The following is an 18,319-nucleotide window of genomic DNA, read 5'->3' as shown; positions in this document are numbered from 1 at the left end:
GCTGTCGATCCGCTGTCACCGGTGCGTCTCCGCGTCCCGACGATGGGGTCGGATCGGTCATGTTCAGTCGCCCGCTGGTAGTTCTGTCGTGGTCGGCGCCACCGTGGTGCTGGGGGGCGGCGATGTCGTCGGCGGCCTCGTCGTCGCCGGGGGACGGGTGACCGGCGGCTGGGTCGCCGGGGGCTCGGTGGCCGGCGGCGCCGTCGTCGGCGCTGCGGTCGGCGGGGCCCGGTAGCTGCCCACCCGCAGGGTGACCGTCGAGTTGGCGTCCACCGACTCGCCACCCTCGGGGTTGGATGACAACACCACCCCGTCCAGCGACGAATCCTCGGTCCGGACCGTTTCGGTCGCCGCCTTGAGGCCCCGCTCCTGGAGGCGCTGGCGCGCCGCCTGCTCGGTGCTGCCCTCCACCGTCGGCACCTTCACGCTCGACGGACCGCTCGACACGAACAGGGTGAGCTCGCTGCCCTGCTCCACACGGCCGGTCGGGTCGGTACGGGTCACCTTGCCGTTGGGCGTGCTGTTCGAAGCCTCCGAGCTGGTGCTGGCCACGACGAACCCAGCCGCCTGCAGCTTGGCCGTCGCCTCGTCCGGGGAGAGCCCGGCCACCTCGGGGATGTCCTTGAGCACCGGGATCGGCACGATGCGCAAGACGACCTTGTCCTTCACCGGCTTCTCGCTGCCCGCCACCGGGTTCTGGCTCACCACGGTGCCCGGCTCACCTTGGGCGCCCTCGGCGTCCTGGGTTTCCACGTTGCGAAATCCCTTGCTCGCCAGCAGCTTCAACGCCTCGTCGACCGGAAGGCCGGTGACCTTGGGAACCTCGACCGGCTCGGCCGAAGGGTTGTAGACCACGGTGACGGTCGAGCCCTCATCGGCCTCGACCCCGGCCGCCGGGTCGGTGCGGTAGACGATGTTCGCCTCGACGTTGTCGTTCGGTTCGGCGACCGCCTCGACGTTGAACCCATCGGCCTCGAGCAGGTCGGTGGCCTCGGCGAGGGGCCGATCGATCACGTCGGGCACCTCCCGGGTGCTGCTGCCGGCGTTGAGCGCGGCGACGATCCCGCCGGCGATCAACGCCGCCAGGATGAGGAGGGCCGCCAGGATGATGGCGAACCGCTTGGAGCGCGACGGCTCCTCCTCCGGAGTCAGTTCGTCGTCGGGGTCCTCCGGGTGCGCAGCGGCCACCACCTGGGTGGCGTCGCCAACACCGGGCGTGGTGGTGACCACCTGCGTGGCGGCCGTGGCGGCGGGTGCGGCCTGCTGGGAGCGCTGCAGCGCCAGCTCGGCGCGCGTGGTCTGATCGGCAAGGAACCGGTGCAGGTCGTCGCGCAGCTCGGTTGCATCGGGGTAGCGGTTGGCCGGGTTCTTGGTGAGCAACCGCAGGGTGATCGCCTCGATGGCGAAGGGAAGGCCGGGCTGGATCGATGCCGGTCGCCGGGGTCGTTCCTGCACATGCTTGTAGGCGATGGCCACGGGCGACTCGGCCTGGAACGGCGGCTGGCCGGTGAGCATCTCGAAGAGCACCGCGCCGAGGGAATACAGGTCCGAACGACCATCCAGCGTGTGGCCCTGGGCCTGCTCGGGCGAAAAGTAGGTGGCGGTACCCATGACCGAGCCGGCCTTGGTCAGCTCGTTGTTGGGGGCCGTCGCCAACCTGGCGATGCCAAAGTCGGTCACCTTGGCCCGCCCGGCTTTGGTCAACATGATGTTGCCCGGCTTGATGTCCCGGTGGATGACCCCCTCCACGTGGGCGAAGCTCAGCGCCTCGGCGACGTCGGCGGCGATCTCGGCCGCCCGGCGGGGATGGAGCGGGCCTTCGGACTTGAGCACCTCGGCCACCGACGGGCCCTCGATGTACTCCATGACGATGAAGTACGTGCCGCCCTGCTCACCCCAGTCGTAAACGCCGACGATGTTGGGATGGTTCAGGTTGCCCGCCGACTTGGCCTCGCGTCGGAATCGCTCGACGAACAGCGGATCGGTGGCGAACTGGGCGAACATGATCTTGACCGCGACCGGTCGATCGAGCACCCGATCGCGAGCGAGCCACACGTCCGCCATGCCGCCCGTGGCCAGCTTGCGGTGCAGTTCGTAGCGATCACTCAGCACCTCGAGTTGCTGCGTCATCGTGTGCCTACACTACCGGTGGCCCGACGCGGTTTTGGGGCATCGGCCCTCCGTTGGCGGGATCCCTTCACGCAGGTGCCTCCCGGGGTGCGCTCTGGCCTCATCAGTTGCCTCCGAGCTGGCCGGGAAGATCGCCCGGCGCCGATACCGGCGCCGGGTTGAGGGCGGTGCGCAGCACCCTCTGGGCGATCGGGGCGGCCACCCGGCCCCCGGTTTGTTCGGAGATGCCCTGCTGGGCCTCGACGATCACCGCCACCGCAACCTCGGCAGCCTCCCCCTCGACGCCGGCGTACCCGACAATCCAGGCGTGCGAGCGGTCCTCGCCGGCGACGGTCTGGGCCGTACCGGTCTTGCCACCCACCTCGAAGCCCTCGATGTCCAAAGCCTCCGCCGTCCCGTCGTCGACCACGCCGTCCATCGCGGTTCTCACCACCGCCGCCTGCTTCTGGTCGAGCGGCCGCTTCCAGATGGCGGGCTCGATCTCGCGCACGACATCGCCTTCGGTGTCGCGTACCTCGGCAACGACGTGGGGCTCCATGACGATCCCCCCGTTGCCGATCGCGCCGGCCACCATCGCCATCTGCAGCGGTGTGGCCCGGGCATCGCCCTGCCCGATCGAAACCTGGGCCAACCCGGCCGTGTTCTCGTACACCGTGCCACCCTCGCCGTCGGGGAAAGGTCCGAGCGGGCGGCCGTAATCGGTGGGGATCTCCGAGGCGACCGCCCCCGGAATGTCGATCGGTGGCTTGGAACCGAAGCCAAAGTCCTCGGCGGTTTCGACCAACTGGTCGGGCCCGACCGTGCGGGCACCCATCTCGGCAAAGCTCGTGTTGCACGACACCCGCAGGATCTCGTCGAGCGGACCGCCGCACAGGGCGCCATCGAAGTTGCGGATCGCCTTGGTGGTGCCGGGAGGTGTCCACTCGGTCAGCTGTGGGTAGGACGGCGTGTCCATGGTGACCGCACCCGAACGCACACCGGCGGAGGCGGTCACCACCTTGAACGTCGAGCCCGGGGCAAACAACTCGCGAAAGGACCTGGCGAGCAGCGGCTTGTCCGGTGACTCGTCGAGCAGGGTCTTCACCCGGATGGCCTCGCTGCCCGTCGAATCGACCAGCAGGTTGGGGTCGTAGGACGGCGTGGACCACAACGCCAGGATCTCCCCGGTCCGGGGGTCGAGGGCCACCACCGACCCGCGCCGGTCGCCCAAAGCGTCGCGTGCGGTCTCCTGAACGTCGTTGCGCATCGACAACACGACGTCGCCCGTCGTCCCCTCGGAATCGAACAGGTTGGTGAGCGCCCGCAGTTCGAACGCGCCCGACTGGCCGGACAGGTCGTCGCCGTAGCTGCGCTCGACGCCGGTCGACCCCAGCCCGAGCGTGAAGTAGCCCGTGACCTGGGCAAACAGCTCGCCGGTCGGATAGTTGCGTTGGTACTCGAAGCCGTCGCCTCCGGTCTCGGTGGTGAAGGCCAGCACCGTGCCGTCGGAGGTTTGGATCTTGCCTCGCGGGCGATCGAAGTCTCGAAGCACCTGGCGGTTGTTGCCCTCGCGCGCGTTGAGGTCGCCCGCCGAGTACACCTGCACAACGTTCAGCCGCACAAACAGCGCCGAATACAGCACCAATATCCCCACCGCCAGCCGCCGGATCTGGACGTTCACACGTTCGTCCCCACCCGGACCCGGCCGCCGCGAGCCGTTCCCTCGGCACGGGTCGAGACCTCATCGGAGGTTCGCAGCAGCAGTGCCACCAACACGTAGTTGGCGATCAGCGACGAACCTCCATAGGACAGGAACGGCAAGGTGATGCCGGTCAAGGGCAACACCCGCAACAACCCGCCGAGGATGACGAACGCCTGGAAGCTCAGCGACACGGTCAGTCCTGCAGCCAGCAGCTTGTGATAGGGGTCATCGGCCCGCATCGCAATGCGAAAGCCGGCGCCGGCGATCAACAGAAATGCCGCCAACACGGCCGTCGAGCCGAAGATCCCCAACTCCTCGCCGATGATCACGAAGATCGAGTCGGTGGCGACGAAGGCCTTGCCCAAGCCCTGGATGCCGTAGCCCCGGCCCAGCCCCTGCCCGCCGATGCCGCCCCACGCCAACGCGTAGGTTCCCTGAACGATCTGAAAGCCAGAGCCGTCGGCCAGGTCCCAGGGGTTCAACCAGGCCGCCACACGGTCCTGCACGTGACCGAGTTGAGTCCACGCCAGCGTGGCACCCACACCGAACAACAGCCCGCCGACCACCGGATAGATCAGGCGCTCGGTGGCGATCCACAGCATCGACAGGAACAGAACGAAAAACAACAACGCCGAGCCCAGGTCGGTTTGCACGACCATGATCAACAGGGCGACTCCCCAGGCCAGCAGCACCGGGGCCAAGAACTTGGGAGCGGGGAGGTGCAACGGGCCCACCCGCCAGTTGGTCAGCCCGAGCAGTTCCCGGTTGGTCACCAGATAGGTGGCGAAGAACAGGATCAGGGCGATCTTGGCGAACTCGGCGGGCTGCACCGAGAAGGGGCCCACGCCGATCCAAATCCGGGCTCCGTTGATCGTCTTGCCGATCACGGGCAGCAGGGGCAACAACAACAACCCGAGGCCGAGAAACAACAACGTGTAGCCGTAGTCCGCCAGGCTCTTGACCCGTCGCACGAGCGCCAGCGTCGCTACGAACGCCACCACACCCGCCGCGGTCCAACCGGCCTGGCGGACGGCCAGGTCCTGGTCGATACGGGCGATGAACACGTAACCGAGCCCGTTGAGCAGTGCCACCACCGGCAGGATGATCCCATCAGCGTTGGGGGCCAGACGTCGCACCGCCAGGTGCGCGATCAGCACCAGGACGACGATCATGACGAGGAACGGCACCACATCGGCGGGCAACGAGGCCCGGCTGCCCAGGCCGGCCAGGGTGTAGGCGGCGCCAATGATCACCAGGCCCAGCAGGATCAGGCCGAGCTCGGTGGTACGTCGGTCCTTGCCGTTCATGCAGGGCCGTTCATCTAGGGCGCGCCCATCGGCGGGCGGGCCACCGGGCTCCGCAGCGAGTTCGCCTTGGTCGTGACGCTTGGCTGTGGGGCGGTGGTGGCCGTCGGCGGCTTGAGGGTCGTCGCCGTCGGCTTCTTGGTCGTCGCCGTCGGCTTCTTTGTCGTCGTCGTGGCCCGGGTGGTCGTCGTCGCCCGTTCGATCGCGCGGTTGCGCAGGTTCTCCACGTACTGTTCGGCCGCGTTCAGGCTGCCGACCACCTTGCCCCCGTCCATCTCCAGCAGGTCGGCCTGCTCGAGGTCGTCGGGCCGCAGCGTCGAGCGCTCAGCGACCGTCGGCTCCAGCCACAGGAAGCCGCCGGGTCGTCCCTGGTAGATCGTCACCTGGTCGTCGGGCGAGAGCGCGACGAACCATGACATGCGCCCCCACATGCCCACGCCGGCCGCCGCCACCCCAAACGTGACGATGATCGCCATCAGGAACGCAAGGGTTCGCAACAGCGAACGGGTCGGCGCCGCCCCGACCGGTTCGGACACCTCGTCGGCGTCGGCCCCATCGTCGTCGGCGGGAACACGATCCGCATCCTGGTTTGGGGGACCGACTTCGGGCGAGAGCGCCGGGGGGAGCGGTTCGTCGGGTTCCTCCGGCGCTCGTGCGCCGACCGGAACGGCCACCTCGCGGGTGGCGTCGTCGGCTCGTGCCCGCGCCGCCTGGTCGGCGAAGAGCACCTGCGTGAGTCGATCCTCGACCGGAGAGCTGACGGCGTCGGCCTCGACGTCGACGACCACCACGGTGATGTTGTCCCGCCCTCCCCCCTCGTTGGCCGCCTCGACCAGGCGGTCCGCCGCCGCCTGCGGATCGGCGTTGCTCTCCAGGATCCCGGCGATCTGCACGCCGGAGACCTCGTTGAACAACCCATCGCTGCACAGCACCAGGCGGTCGCCGTTTGCCGGCGTGAGCGTCCACGCGTCCAGGTCCACCTCGGAGTCAACCCCAAGCGCGCGCAACACCACGTTGCGCTGGGGGTGGGTGAGCGCGGCCTCAGCGGTGATCTCACCCCGGCGGACCATCGTCTCGACCAGCGAGTGGTCCTCGGAGAGCTGCTTGAGCACGCCGGCGCGGTACAGGTAGATGCGCGAGTCGCCGACGTTGATCAACCCCAGTCCGTCATCGGTGCCGACCACCGCCACCAGGGTTGTCCCCATGCCCCGCAGCTCGGGGTTGCCCGCCGCCTCGGTATGAACGCCCAGGTTGGCCGCCCTCACCGCGTCGATCAGGGCCTCCAGCCCGGCTGGTGCCCGATCCTTGAGTAGTTGGACGGCCCGCTCGGAGGCCACCTCACCGCCGAGGTGGCCGCCCATCCCGTCGGCGACCGCGAACAGACCGTCGGCGGTCACCAGGTTGTCCTGGTTCATCGCCCGGACCTGACCGGTGTGCGTGGCTCCACCCCAGGTGAAGGAGGTCATGTCACCTCCATCACAAGGTTGCCCGCTTGCACCCGGTCGCCTCGGCGCAGCGGCGCCGGTGCGGTCATGCGCTTGCCGTTGAGGTAGGTGCCGTTGGTCGACCCCAGGTCTTCCAACAGGTAATCGCCGTCCCGGTCGACGATGCGGGCGTGGTGATGGGACAGGTAATTGTCGGAGATCGGCAGCGTCGAGCTGGGGTCTCGCCCGATCGTGATGTGCGGCGCCATGCCCATCGCCCGTCCGGCCCAATCCGGCGGTTCGAGTACCCGCAGTCCCTGAGGCGCCTTGGCGCCGCCGGTGGAACGCCGCCGACCGAAGCGACGCCGATCGGTTCCTGCGATCACCGACGCCCCGTTGGTCACGCTGACCTCGGCCCAGACGGCGCGCAGCACGCGCAGAAAGAACAGGTACAACAGAACGAGAAGACAGATCTTCAGGAGGTTGAGCAGCTGCTCGGGCACGGCGAAAGATTACCGGCCCCGGGAGGGCACCCGGGGACGCTCCGACTCAGAACGCTTCAAAGAAGAAGTAGGTGTGACCGAAGCCCAGCTCGTCGCCGTCGACCAGTTGGTGCTGGCTGATGCGTTGCCGGTTGACGTAGCTGCCGTTGGTCGAGTTGAGGTCGACGAGCACGAAACCGCTTCCCGACGGGCGCACCTCGGCGTGGCGGCGGGACACCTTGGGGTCGCCGAGCACGATCGTGCAGTCGGTCTGACGGCCCACCGACACGACGTACTGACCCAACGGAACCCGGTCGCCGGTCGGCAACAGCAGGCTTCCCACCGGCGAGCCGTCGCCCTCCTTGTGGGCCGCCTCCACCTCGAATACCCCCGGACGAAGGTCGGTCGACACGGCAAAGGTGGTCTGAATCGGTCCGGCGAAGGAGTAGCCCATGTCACGAGCGTGCTCACGCGCTGCGTCGCCCAGGTCGCGGGCGAGCACCCCGGCCATGTCGGCCATCTGCTCGTAGTCGTCCTCGGCGAGCACGAACGTGAAGTCGTTCGGCACGATCACCCGTCCGTTGACACCGACCGAGCGCTTGTCGTCCAGCGTGCGGACCAGCTTGCGACCCAGCTCGACCGGGTTGAGACCACTGCGGAACACCCGGGCGAAGGTGCCCTCGATGAGGTTTTCCAGCCGACGTTCAAATCCTTGGATACCCACAGCTCACACGATACCCACCGGCGGACCGCAGGGGGTTAACCCTCCCGATCCCAAGCGACCGATGCGGCCCCGCCGGTCGGCGAGTACCTGGGCAAGGGCCTGCGCCCCGTCGGTGTGCGCCGGGGCCGCGAACCTTCTACGCTGGGCCGGGCAAGCCACGCGCGAGTGGCGGAATTGGCAGACGCGCTGGATTCAGGTTCCAGTGTCCGAAAGGACGTGAGGGTTCAAGTCCCTCCTCGCGCACAACAGAAAAGTTCCCGGCAGGACCGGCTCCCGGCTCCGGATCACGGGCGGCGCACCTTCGATGGCGCCCCCTCCGGGCGGTTGAGCAAGCTCGTCGGACAGAGCGGCGGATCGATCGAACCCGGCGGTCAGTCGAGCCGGGCCACCTCGGAGCGATAGCTCGCCCATACCGTCTCGGCAGCCACCGGTGCGGGGATCTGCCCATCCCGAACCTGACGTTCGGCGGCGGACACCGCCGAGGCCACCGCTTCGTTGCTGTGCAGTTCGGCCATCAGGCGGTCCTCCAACAGGCCCCACAGCCAGCGAACCTGTTGGTCGCGTCGTCGCTGCTCCAGCTCGCCCGAGGCGGTCATCCGCCGTCGGTGCTCGCCCACCTGCTCCCAGAGCTCATCGAGACCGGTGTCGGCGAGGGCCGAGGCGATCAGCACGGGCGGCGACCAGTTGGGACTCGCCGGCACCAGCAGGTGCAGCGCCCGCTTCAGCTCCGCTGCCGCCAGCCGGGCGCGGTTGACGTTGTCGCCGTCGGCCTTGTTGACCACCACCAGGTCGGCCAACTCCAGAATGCCCTTTTTGATGCCCTGAAGTTCGTCACCCGCACCGGGCAGCATCAGCACGCAAAACATGTCGACCATGTCGGCGACGACCGTCTCGGACTGGCCAACGCCGACGGTCTCGACCAGCACCACGTCGTACCCGGCGGCCTCGCACACAAGCATGGTCTCGCGGGTCACGCTGGTCACCCCACCCAGGGTGCGGCCGGTGGGCGACGGACGAACGAAGGCCGCCGGGTCCACCGCCAGCCGGGACATGCGCGTCTTGTCGCCCAGGATCGACCCGCCGGTGCGCGAGCTGGAGGGGTCGACCGCCAGCACCGCCACCCGGTGGCCGGCGGCGGTGAGGTTAACGCCCAGCTGATCGATGAACGTGCTCTTGCCCACGCCCGGCACCCCGGTGATGCCCACCCGCTGGGCCCCGCCGGTGTGCGGCAACAGCGCCCTGAGCACCTCGCGGGCGACCTCCCGATGGTCCGGACGGCTGCTCTCCATCAGGGTGATCGTGCGGGCGACGGCCGCCCGGTCTCCGGAGCGAGTGCCCTCCACGTAACGTTCGACGTCCCACGGCGCAGCCATCGGGCGTCCAAGCTACAGCCGGGGCGCACCCCGCCCGGTTCCGGCCCGGGGCCGATCGACACCCCGATAGTCTCTCCCGAGCGCCCACGCATCCCATGAACACCTTCCTCGGCCTGCTCGCCATCTTTGCCCTCATCGGCAGCAATGCTTGGTTCGTCGCTGCGGAGTTTGGCTACGTCGCTGTCCGTCGGCACCGGCTCGAGGAGGCGGAGGCCGCCGGAGACGCCTCCGCCAAACGGGCACTCTCGGTGCTGGGTCGTGTCGGGTTCATGTTGTCCGGCGCGCAGTTCGGCATCACCGCCACCTCGCTCGTCCTCGGTTTCATCGCCGAACCGGTCCTGGAACAGCTGTTCCGCCCGCTGTTCGAGATGATCGGTCTCGCCGGAGCGGCGCGGACGGCGGTGTCGACGACCCTCGCCTTCCTGGTGGCGGTCGTCGCCCAGATGGTGCTGGGGGAGCTGGCGCCGAAGAACTATGCGATCACCAAACCGGAGCGCGTCGCCCTTCGCCTGGCCCGCGGCCTGAACATCTACATGCGGATCTTCGGGCCGATCGTCCGGCTGTTCGACGGGTCGGCCAACGCGCTCCTCGCCCGCTTTGGGCTGCACGCCGTCGAGGAACTCGACTCGTCGGTCACGATCGAGGAACTGGACTACATCGTCGAGGCGGCGGCCGAGCAAGGCAACCTCTCGCAAGGCCAGGCCCGGCTCCTCAGCCGGGTCCTCGAGTTCCGCACCCTCACCGCCGACCAGGTGATGGTGCCGCGCCGCAAGGTGGTCACGCTGCCCGACACCGCCACCGGCGCCGACCTGATGACCGCCGCCCGGGTTGCCTACACCCGTTTTCCCGTCGTTCACCGCAGCGAGGACGGCATCGACGAGGTGCGCGGGCTGGTCAGCTTGAAACAGCTCGTCGGGGTGAAGCCGGAGAAGCGGGCGTCGGCGCGTGTCGTCGACCTGATGACCGCGTACCCGACCGAAGTGGTCGAATCCACCTCGGCGCAGGAGGTCCTCGAGCGGTTCCGTCAGCGGGGCAGCGAGTTGGCGGTCGTCACCGACGAGTACGGCGACCTGTCCGGCATCGTCACCCTGGAGGATCTGGTCGAGCGCCTGCTCGGACCGATCGAGGATGAGTACGACCTGCCGGCGGTCGGGCCGGAGCTGGGATCGGTCGTCGATGACGGCTGGCGCATTCGCGGCTCCGCATTGGTCGTCGACGTGCAGCGCGAGTTCGGTCTCGAGCTGCCCGAAGGGCCCTACGACACCGTCGGCGGGCTGGTGATGACCCTGCTGGGCTCCGTCCCCGCGGTCGGCGAGGTCGTCGTCGTGTCCGGGGACGGCGGCACGGCCCTCGAACTCGAGGTCGAGTCGATGGACCACCGGGCCGCCGAGTGGATCCACATCCGACAGTCCGACCAAGGTGCCGGGGGCATCGAGCGATGAGCACCCCGATCGCCCTCGGGCTCTCGCTGTTGCTGCTGGCCGCCAACGGTGCGTTCGTCGCCGCCGAGTTCGCCGTGCTGGCGGCCCGCCGGTCCCGGTTGGAACAACTGGCGGCAGACGGCGACGGGCGCGCCCTCGCCGGGATCAAGGCCTCGAAGGAACTGTCGGTGATGCTCGCCGGCGCCCAGCTGGGGATCACGATGTGCTCGCTGGGCATCGGTGCCTTGGCCGAACCCGCCATCGCCCACCTGATCGAGGGCGCACTCAACGCTGTCCTCGACGGCAGGATCGAGCTACCGGGCGGGGTCGTCCGTGCGATCGGGTTCACGATCGGGCTGTCGATCGTCGTCTTCTTGCACATGGTGCTCGGCGAGATGGCGCCCAAGAGCATCGCCATCTCGTCGCCGGAAAAGTCGATGCTCGTGCTCGCCCGGCCCTTTGTCGGGTTCGTATCGCTCTTTCGCCCGCTGATCGCCGCCCTCAACTGGATGGCCAACGTCACCGTGAGGCTGACCGGCACCACCCCACGCGACGATGCCGCCGCCTACAGCGCCGCCGACCTCGGGCTGCTCATCAGACAATCGGGCGCCAACGCCGAGGGCGGGGTGGGCATCCATCCGGCCGACCAGGAACTGCTCACCCGCGGGCTGCACCTCAGCGCAACGACGCTCGGTTCGGTGATGACGAGCCGCAACGACATCGTCGAGGTGAGCATCGACGATGACGCCGACGCGATCGAGGAAACCGCCCGGCGAACCGAACGGAGCCGCCTGCTGGTAACCCACGACGCCGATCTGGACGATGTCGCCGGCATGGTCCTCGTGCGCGACGTTCTGTTGCTGGATGAGGTTGAGCGGGCCGAGAAAACCGCCGGTGATCTGCTTCGGCCGGTAGTGTCGGTCTCACCGGACGACTTGACCGAGGACGTGCTGTTGTTGTTGCAGAGCGGAGACGCCCACGTCGCCCTCGTCGTGAGCAACAGCGGCCTCACCCTCGGTTTGGTCACCCTGCGCGACCTGATCGAGGAGGCGGTCGGCGACCTGGCCGAGCCACCGGTGCGGGTCAAGGTTCAAGGCCGCCTGCGCAGCGTGCGCCACAACGCCCGCCGCCGCACCCCCATGCTGCCCGAGAGCGACTGAGTTCAGTTGTAGACGGACCGTGCGGGGGCCGGCCTGGACCACGCCGCCTCGTAGGTCAACAGGCCCGGCCCCCGGTAGCGAAACACGTCGAACGACACCCGGTTGCCGCTGGCCTCCGCCCGGTCGATGCCCGCCCCGTGAAACGCACGGAGCAACTCGCCGGCGCTCTCGAGGCCGTCCAGGGGTTGGGGCAGCACCAACAGGTTGTGGGCGCTTGGCGCCATCACCGCCACATCGGGTGGGCACGACAGCTCGGGGATGGCCAGTGTCAGGTCGAGCGCGTGTCCGGTGACGGCCAGCCCATCACCGTCGACCAGGGCGAAGGGGCAGCAGTCGTGCAACTGGATCTCGTAGGTGACCGACACCAGTTCGGCCCGGTTGACCGCCGCTGTCGCCCACACATCGGGCATCGGCACTCCCCACCGGCCCGCATGCACCACGCTCACCGAGGCCATCACCCGATCGAGCTCCACGCCGAGGCCGATGTAGGAGGTGGGCCCAAGTGGCTTGGCGACCACCGGCACGGGCCGCTCGTCGCTGCGCCCGCCGAAGATGCGCACCCTCAAGCGGTCCTTCACCTCGTCCCAGTCGGAGAGCATCGCGTCCATCGCCGGAGCGTCGAGCTGATCCAACGCCGAAATCATGTCGTAGACCAGCAGCCGCCACTCGCTCCGAGGGATACGGGCGGCCACCTCGGCCAGCGTGGTCATGCCGAAGACCGGGCCACCGTCGGGGACGGCAAGCGAACCCTCCCACCCGTCGACCACCGGAGCGCTGTAGCGGTGGGTGACGACCGCGGTCGTCACCTTCAGGAGCTCCCGGGCCCGACCTTGCGAGCGCAACGGCCGGGCCCAGGGGGGCAGCGCCAACCCATCGAGTGCCGCCACGCCGGGTTGCTCCATGTCGCCTGGTCGCGTACCGAAGGTGTCCATCGTTCGATTCCTCCCATCGAGGCCGGTGCGGTCGGCCCCGATGACGACGGTATCGAGGGTCTGGAAGCTCGACTACGGGGACCGCGGCCCATTGCCGTCGACGACCGGGAGCGCTACCAGGTGAGGTTGAGGGTGCCGCGCATCACCGCTTCAAAGGCAACATCATCCATCGAACCTCGCGCCCCGAGCACCATGACCGCATCGTTGCCCACCGGCACCCGCAGCGGCGTCTCGGGGTCCTCCAGAGCGTCGACGATCGCCGTGGCGACCACGTCGGGCCCCGGCCGACCGGCGGGGTTGAGCGAGTCCGAGCCGGACGACCACTGTGCCGCCAGTTCCTCGTAGACCGTGCCCTCGATCAGCTCGTCGGAGCCCTTGGTGGCCATCGGCGTATCGAAGTAGCCGGGCTGAACGACCACCATCCGCACGCCGAAGTGGCTCAGCTCGAAGTGCGCCGACTCGCTGTAGCTCTCGATCGCCGCCTTGCTCGCCGAGTAGACACCGCCCAACGGCGTGCCGACCCGACCCTGGACCGACGACATGTTGACGATGACGCCCGACCCCTGGGCGCGCATGGCCGGCGCCACCGCTGTGGTCATGCGAAACGTGCCCCAGAAGTTGGTGTCCATCACCCACTGGGCCACATCCTCCGGGTAGGACTCGACCGGGCCGTGGCGGTCGACGCCGGCGTTGTTGACCAGCGCGTCCAGGCGTCCGGCCTGGGCCACCGCAGCGGTGATCGACGCCCGATCGGTCACGTCGAGGCTCAGCCGCTCGGCCACGTCGAGGTCGTCGAGCGTGGCGACGTCGCGGGCGGTGGCGATCACCTCATGTCCCCGACGGGTCGCCTCGACCGCGGTGGCACGGCCGAAGCCGGTGGAACAACCGGTGATGAGGATGCGCATGGCGCTCAGCCTGTCATCCGCACCTGCCCTCCGCTGGCGGGGACGGCCGTTGCGTCTGGTGCCGGGCAGCACGCTTCAGTCCGAGGCCGTCGACGGGCGCAGGTCCAGCCCGGCGGCCAGCGCCGGGGCCCGGTACGCCTCCGCCAGGGAATCGACCGTTTCGTGGGCGTTCAGGCCGCTGGGGTTGGGCACCACCCACAGCTCGACGCCGCCCAGGGTCTCGTCCTGACGTCCCATCGTCGCCTTCGGCCGGCCAAAGGCGTCGCGGTAGGCGGTGATGCCGGCCACCGCCACGACGTTCGGTCGGTGGTGGGCCACAAATGCCCGCAGCTGCTCGCCCCCTGTGCGCAGTTCGTCCCGGCTGAGTTCGGAGGCCTTGGCGGTGGCGCGACCGACCACGTTGGTGATGCCCAGGCCCCGCTCGAGAAAATAGTTGCGGTCGGCGTCGGACATCCCCGCCGAGCGGTCGATGTCCCGCTCGATGATCCCCGCCTTGAGCAGCGCCGGGTAGAACCGGTTGCCCGGGTAGGCGAAGTGGGTTTGGGCGGCCGCCGTCCACAGCCCGGGGTTGATGCCGACAAACAACAGCTTCAGCCCGGGGCCCACCATGTCGGGCACGGTTGCATCGCGAAACGACTCGAGCTCAGCGCGGCCGAAACCCACATTCACCTCATCACACGTCAGGCCGGGCCGTACAGCCGGTCGCCGGCGTCGCCCAGCCCGGGCACGATGAACGCATCGTCGTCGAGGTAGTCGTCGATCGACGCAACAACGAGGTGACCGACTGACCCCTCCCGGCGCAGGGCGGCGATTCCTTCGGGGGCGGCGAGCACGCACAGCGCTGTCACCCGCTCGGCGCCGCGGCGCCGCAGCAGCTCCGCCGCATGGTTGAGCGATCCGCCGGTGGCCAGCATCGGGTCGAGCACCCACGCCTCAATTCCGTCGAGTCCTTCGGACACGGTGTCCAGATAGGGCTCCGGCACCAGGGTGGTCTCGTTGCGTTTTACCCCGACGAACGCGGTCGGCGCCCCGGGCAGGTGCTCGAGCATGCCCGGCAGCAGCCCAAGGCCCGCCCTCAACACCGGCACGACCAGCGGCAGCTCATCGAGTCGGGCGCCGGTCGTCTCGGTCAGCGGCGTCCTGACCGGCAACTCGGTGACGCTCAGTCCGCGCGCCGCCTCATAGGCCAGGATGCTCGACAGCGTTCCCATCGCCTGCCGGAATCCGGCCACATCGGTGGACTCATCCCTCAGCACGCTGAGCGCCACCCGGGCGAGCGGATGATCGACCACGGTGAGCTGCATCGTCCCATCTTGACCCATCGCGGCGGTGAGGACGCGGCACCGACGCCGCCGACCTCAGGCTTGAGCGACGCTTGCCAGCAACTGGTCCAACAACCCCTCGGCCGCCTCGGCGATCACGGTGCCGGGCGGGAAGATCGCCGCCGCACCGGCCTCCCGCAGCGCCGGGAAGTCCTGGGGCGGGATGACGCCGCCGACGACGATCATGATGTCGTCCCGCCCGGCCTCGGCCAGAGCGTCGCGCAGCTCGGGCACCAGGGTGAGGTGGCCGGCGGCCAGCGACGACACGCCGACGATGTGGACGTCGGCCTCGACCGCCTGCGACGCGGCCTCGGCCGGCGTCTGAAACAGCGGACCGATGTCGACGTCGAAGCCCAGGTCGGCGAAGGCCGAGGCAATCACCTTCTGGCCACGGTCGTGACCGTCCTGGCCCATCTTGGCCAGCAGGATGCGCGGACGGCGCCCGTCGGCCTCGGCGAAGCGCTCCACCTGCTCGCGCACGTTCATCACCTGTGTTGCGTTCTCGCCCATCTCGCTGCGGTACACCCCTGAAATCGTCTTGATCTGTGCCTGATGGCGTCCGTAGGACCGCTCGATCGCATCCGAGATCTCCCCGAGCGACGCCATTGCCCGGGCAGCGTCGATGCTCAACGCCAACAGGTTGCCCTCCCCGGTGTCGGCCGCCTTGGTCAGGGCGTCGAGCGCCGCTGTCGTCGTCTCATCATCACGCTCCTCGCGCAGTCGGCGCAGCTTCTCGATCTGGCCGGAGCGCACCGCCGCATTGTCGACCACCCGCACCTCGAGGGGGTCCTCCACGTCCGGCCGGTAGGCGTTGACGCCGATCAGCGGCTGGCGGCCCGAATCGATGCGGGCCTGGGTGCGGGCGGCCGCCTCCTCGATACGCAGCTTGGGGATGCCCGCCTCGATCGCCTGGGCCATGCCGCCCAGCTCCTCCACCTCGCCGATGTGTGCCAGCGCCTTGCGGGCAAGCGATGCGGTGAGCGACTCGAGGTGGTAGCTGCCGCCCCACGGGTCGATCACGTCGGTGGTGCCCGACTCCTGTTGGAGGAACAGCTGGGTGTTGCGGGCGATGCGGGCCGAGAAGTCGGTCGGCAGCGCCAGCGCCTCGTCGAGCGCGTTGGTGTGCAGGCTCTGGGTCTGACCCTGCGTGGCGGCCATCGCTTCCAGGCAGGTGCGCATCACGTTGTTGAACGGGTCCTGGGCGGTCAGCGACCAGCCCGAGGTTTGGCTGTGGGTGCGTAGCGACAGCGACTTGGGGTTCTTGGGGTTGAAGTGCTGCTTCACCAGGCCGGCCCACAGCAGCCGGGCGGCCCGCATCTTGGCCACCTCCATGAAGGTGTTCATGCCGATCGCCCAGAAGAAGCTGAGCCGGGGCACGAACGCGTCGACGTCCAGCCCGGCCTCGATGCCGGCCCGCACGTAGTCGAGGCCGTCGGCCAGCGTGTAGGCCAGCTCCAGGTCGGCAGTCGCCCCGGCCTCCTGCATGTGATAGCCGGAGATCGAGATCGAGTTGTACTTGGGCATGTGCTCGGAGGAGAAGGCGAAGATGTCCGAGATGATCCGCATCGAGGGCTTGGGCGGATAGATGTAGGTGTTGCGCACCATGAACTCTTTGAGGATGTCGTTCTGGATGGTGCCCGCCAGCTTGTCGGGGGCGACGCCCTGCTCCTCGGCGGCCACGACGTACAGCGCCAGCACCGGGAGCACCGCACCGTTCATCGTCATCGACACCGACATCTTGTCGAGCGGGATGCCGTCGAAGAGGGTGCGCATGTCGTAGATCGAGTCGATCGCCACCCCGGCCATGCCCACGTCGCCCGCCACCCGGGGGTTGTCGGAGTCGTATCCCCGGTGGGTGGCCAGGTCGAAGGCCACCGACAGGCCCTTCTGGCCCTGGGCCAGGTTGCGGCGATAGAACGCGTTGGAGTCCTCGGCGGTGGAGAAGCCCGCGTACTGGCGGATCGTCCACGGCTGGTTGGTGTACATCGTCGGGTACGGCCCACGAACGAACGGGGCGATGCCCGGCAGCGAGTCCAGGAAGCCCAGCTCGTCGGTGTCGGCGGCGGTCGACAGCAGCGCCATGTCGATGCCTTCGGGCGTGGAGACGCTCAGGTCGCCCGGTTCGCCTCCGGCGATCGCTGCGGCCTCGCTGCGCCAGCGCTCCGCGGCGCCTTCGGGCGGGGCGGCGGTCGGGGGCGGGCCGATGGTCGTGTAATCGGGAAGAGCGCTCACCCCCTCAGGCTACCGGAGCCCTCCAGGCCGCATCGCAGCCCCGGCCCGCAGGAACGAACTCTTGCCTGAGCTGGGCCCTTGAGATGTCGGAGAGGGTGAATGTAAAGACACCCAAGACACATCTGGGTGTCTTTACTACCGAGGGGGTGCAGTAAAAGCACCCAGTTCAATCATGGGTGCCTTTACTGCGTTGGGGGGCGACCCGCAGCGCTGGCAGAATCGGCACGTGAGCGCCACTACAACGCCGGTGATCGTTGAGCTTGTTGGCGCCGAGCAGTGGGAGCGGGTCAAGGCGTTGCGGCTGGCGAGCCTCCGCCAGGATCCCCAGGCGTTCTTCAAGCTGCTGTCCGAGGAGATCGACCTGGCCGAGGCCGAGTGGAGGTCGCGGCTCGCGTCGGCCAACACATGGGTTGCGGTGCTCGACGGAGGCGACGTCGGCGTCGTCACCTCGAGCCCGGATTGGGACGATCCGAACGCCGCCCACCTGTCGGGCCTGTGGGTCGACCGGTCGGCACGGCGGTGCGGCGCCGCCCAGGCATTGAGCGGTGCCGTTGTCAGCCACGCTCGTGACACGGGGTTTCGACGAGTGGTGCTCTGGGTGGCCAGCGCCAACGCCGGGGCCGACCGGCTGTACGCCGGCCTCGGGTTCACCCGCACCGGTCGCACCGACACCTTCCAACCGCCGCGCGACACCTATACCGAATGGGAGCTCGAGCTGATGCTGTAGCCGGCTGAGCCGAAGCCCATGGCACTCAGTCGATCGGCGGACGGCGGCGGTTGGCCTTCTTTTCGCTCTGCTGGCGTTTGGCCTCGAGCCGCCGCCGCTTGGAGCCGCGTGTGGGCCGGGTGGCCCGACGAGGCGCCTTCGGTGGCGCCAGCGCAGCCCGGATCCGGCCGGCCAGCTGAGAGCGGGCCTCCACCCGGTTCTTCCACTGGGAGCGGTGGCGATCGACCATCACACGGGCCTCGTCGCCGAACTGCTCGATCAGCCTGGCGCGCTGGTGGTCGCTGAGCACCGCCGACGTGGTGACGTCGTAGCGCACGTCGACCCGGGTGTCCGAGGTGTTGGCGTGCTGCCCGCCCGGACCACCCGACCGCGTGAACTGCCAGACGAGCTCCCCCTCGGGGATGGTCAGGCGTTCGTTCACCTTCAGCCCGCGTTCGGACGGAACGGGTTTATGTGATTCGCCGGCCATGAGTCCAGTGTCGCCGATTTGGCGCCGACGGTC

The 18,319-nt window shown here is 68.8% G+C and carries 16 protein-coding genes and 1 tRNA gene; 4 read left to right on the top strand and 13 right to left on the bottom strand.

Annotated elements, in window-relative coordinates:
* Positions 1 to 63 precede the first annotated feature (63 nt).
* The 6 genes from pknB to PKD89_RS05515 all read right to left on the bottom strand — a co-directional run bounded on the left by pknB (position 64) and on the right by PKD89_RS05515 (position 7,745).
* Positions 64 to 2,130: a Stk1 family PASTA domain-containing Ser/Thr kinase gene (pknB, locus tag PKD89_RS05540; protein WP_289010330.1), complete on the bottom strand. Its 2,067-nt coding sequence runs from the start codon at positions 2,128 to 2,130 to the stop codon at positions 64 to 66.
* 103 nt (positions 2,131 to 2,233) lie between these two features.
* The gene (locus PKD89_RS05535) at positions 2,234 to 3,790 is read right to left on the bottom strand and encodes a peptidoglycan D,D-transpeptidase FtsI family protein (RefSeq protein ID WP_289010331.1); all 1,557 of its coding nucleotides are present in this window, start codon (positions 3,788 to 3,790) and stop codon (positions 2,234 to 2,236) included.
* Positions 3,787 to 5,118 carry an FtsW/RodA/SpoVE family cell cycle protein gene (locus PKD89_RS05530; protein WP_289010332.1) on the bottom strand — a complete coding sequence of 444 codons (1,332 nt, stop codon included), beginning with the start codon at positions 5,116 to 5,118 and terminating at the stop codon, positions 3,787 to 3,789. Before PKD89_RS05530 ends, PKD89_RS05535 begins: the two co-directional genes overlap by 4 nt.
* 14 nt (positions 5,119 to 5,132) lie before the next feature.
* Positions 5,133 to 6,581: a Stp1/IreP family PP2C-type Ser/Thr phosphatase gene (locus tag PKD89_RS05525; RefSeq protein ID WP_289010333.1), complete on the bottom strand. Its 1,449-nt coding sequence runs from the start codon at positions 6,579 to 6,581 to the stop codon at positions 5,133 to 5,135.
* A complete protein-coding gene (locus PKD89_RS05520; RefSeq protein ID WP_289010334.1) occupies positions 6,578 to 7,042 on the bottom strand; it encodes an FHA domain-containing protein in 465 nt (154 codons plus the stop codon). Before PKD89_RS05520 ends, PKD89_RS05525 begins: the two co-directional genes overlap by 4 nt.
* Positions 7,043 to 7,088: 46 nt before the next feature.
* Positions 7,089 to 7,745 (bottom strand): DUF3662 and FHA domain-containing protein, encoded by a 657-nt coding sequence (locus PKD89_RS05515; RefSeq protein WP_287376423.1) that lies wholly within the window; start codon positions 7,743 to 7,745, stop codon positions 7,089 to 7,091.
* Positions 7,746 to 7,904: 159 nt separating this feature from the next.
* Between PKD89_RS05515 and PKD89_RS05510 the strand changes: the two genes are divergently transcribed.
* Positions 7,905 to 7,988 (top strand) — tRNA-Leu (locus PKD89_RS05510).
* Positions 7,989 to 8,116: 128 nt separating this feature from the next.
* Here PKD89_RS05510 and meaB read toward each other — a convergent pair.
* On the bottom strand, positions 8,117 to 9,118 hold the full coding sequence (meaB, locus tag PKD89_RS05505; protein WP_289010335.1) for a methylmalonyl Co-A mutase-associated GTPase MeaB: 1,002 nt from the start codon (positions 9,116 to 9,118) through the stop codon (positions 8,117 to 8,119).
* A 95-nt stretch (positions 9,119 to 9,213) separates the two neighbouring features.
* Between meaB and PKD89_RS05500 the strand changes: the two genes are divergently transcribed.
* Positions 9,214 to 10,560: a hemolysin family protein gene (locus PKD89_RS05500; protein WP_289010336.1), complete on the top strand. Its 1,347-nt coding sequence runs from the start codon at positions 9,214 to 9,216 to the stop codon at positions 10,558 to 10,560.
* A complete protein-coding gene (locus tag PKD89_RS05495) occupies positions 10,557 to 11,699 on the top strand; it encodes a hemolysin family protein (protein WP_289010337.1) in 1,143 nt (380 codons plus the stop codon). The genes PKD89_RS05500 and PKD89_RS05495 overlap by 4 nt, the downstream gene beginning before the upstream one ends.
* Before the next feature lie 2 nt (positions 11,700 to 11,701).
* Here the strand turns inward: PKD89_RS05495 and PKD89_RS05490 are convergent, their stop codons facing one another.
* The 5 genes from PKD89_RS05490 to scpA form a co-directional block, all read right to left on the bottom strand.
* Complete coding sequence (locus PKD89_RS05490; protein ID WP_324332304.1) at positions 11,702 to 12,601, bottom strand: hypothetical protein; 900 nt, start codon at positions 12,599 to 12,601, stop codon at positions 11,702 to 11,704.
* Between the two features lie 143 nt (positions 12,602 to 12,744).
* Positions 12,745 to 13,536, bottom strand: a complete 792-nt coding sequence (locus tag PKD89_RS05485) for an SDR family oxidoreductase (RefSeq protein WP_289010338.1) — start codon at positions 13,534 to 13,536, stop codon at positions 12,745 to 12,747.
* 75 nt (positions 13,537 to 13,611) lie between these two features.
* Positions 13,612 to 14,199: a mismatch-specific DNA-glycosylase gene (locus tag PKD89_RS05480; RefSeq protein ID WP_349257321.1), complete on the bottom strand. Its 588-nt coding sequence runs from the start codon at positions 14,197 to 14,199 to the stop codon at positions 13,612 to 13,614.
* 17 nt (positions 14,200 to 14,216) lie between these two features.
* Entirely contained in the window at positions 14,217 to 14,840 is a 624-nt protein-coding gene (upp, locus tag PKD89_RS05475; protein ID WP_287376410.1) for a uracil phosphoribosyltransferase, read from the bottom strand.
* A gap of 54 nt (positions 14,841 to 14,894) precedes the next feature.
* Complete coding sequence (scpA, locus tag PKD89_RS05470; protein WP_289010339.1) at positions 14,895 to 17,090, bottom strand: methylmalonyl-CoA mutase; 2,196 nt, start codon at positions 17,088 to 17,090, stop codon at positions 14,895 to 14,897.
* A 226-nt stretch (positions 17,091 to 17,316) separates the two neighbouring features.
* Here scpA and PKD89_RS05465 point away from each other — a divergent pair, with 226 nt between their 5' ends.
* A complete protein-coding gene (locus tag PKD89_RS05465) occupies positions 17,317 to 17,817 on the top strand; it encodes a GNAT family N-acetyltransferase (RefSeq protein WP_289010340.1) in 501 nt (166 codons plus the stop codon).
* Between the two features lie 25 nt (positions 17,818 to 17,842).
* On the opposite strand, the gene arfB is transcribed toward PKD89_RS05465, so the two are convergent.
* On the bottom strand, positions 17,843 to 18,286 hold the full coding sequence (gene arfB, locus PKD89_RS05460; protein WP_289010341.1) for an alternative ribosome rescue aminoacyl-tRNA hydrolase ArfB: 444 nt from the start codon (positions 18,284 to 18,286) through the stop codon (positions 17,843 to 17,845).
* Positions 18,287 to 18,319: the final 33 nt, after the last annotated feature.

The sequence above is a fragment of the Candidatus Neomicrothrix sp. genome (genome assembly GCF_035329545.1).
In the GTDB taxonomy this organism is placed as follows: domain Bacteria; phylum Actinomycetota; class Acidimicrobiia; order Acidimicrobiales; family Microtrichaceae; genus Microthrix; species Microthrix subdominans.
The sequence above is the reverse complement of the archived record's forward strand: the minus strand, read 5'-3'. Positions and strand labels throughout refer to the sequence as shown.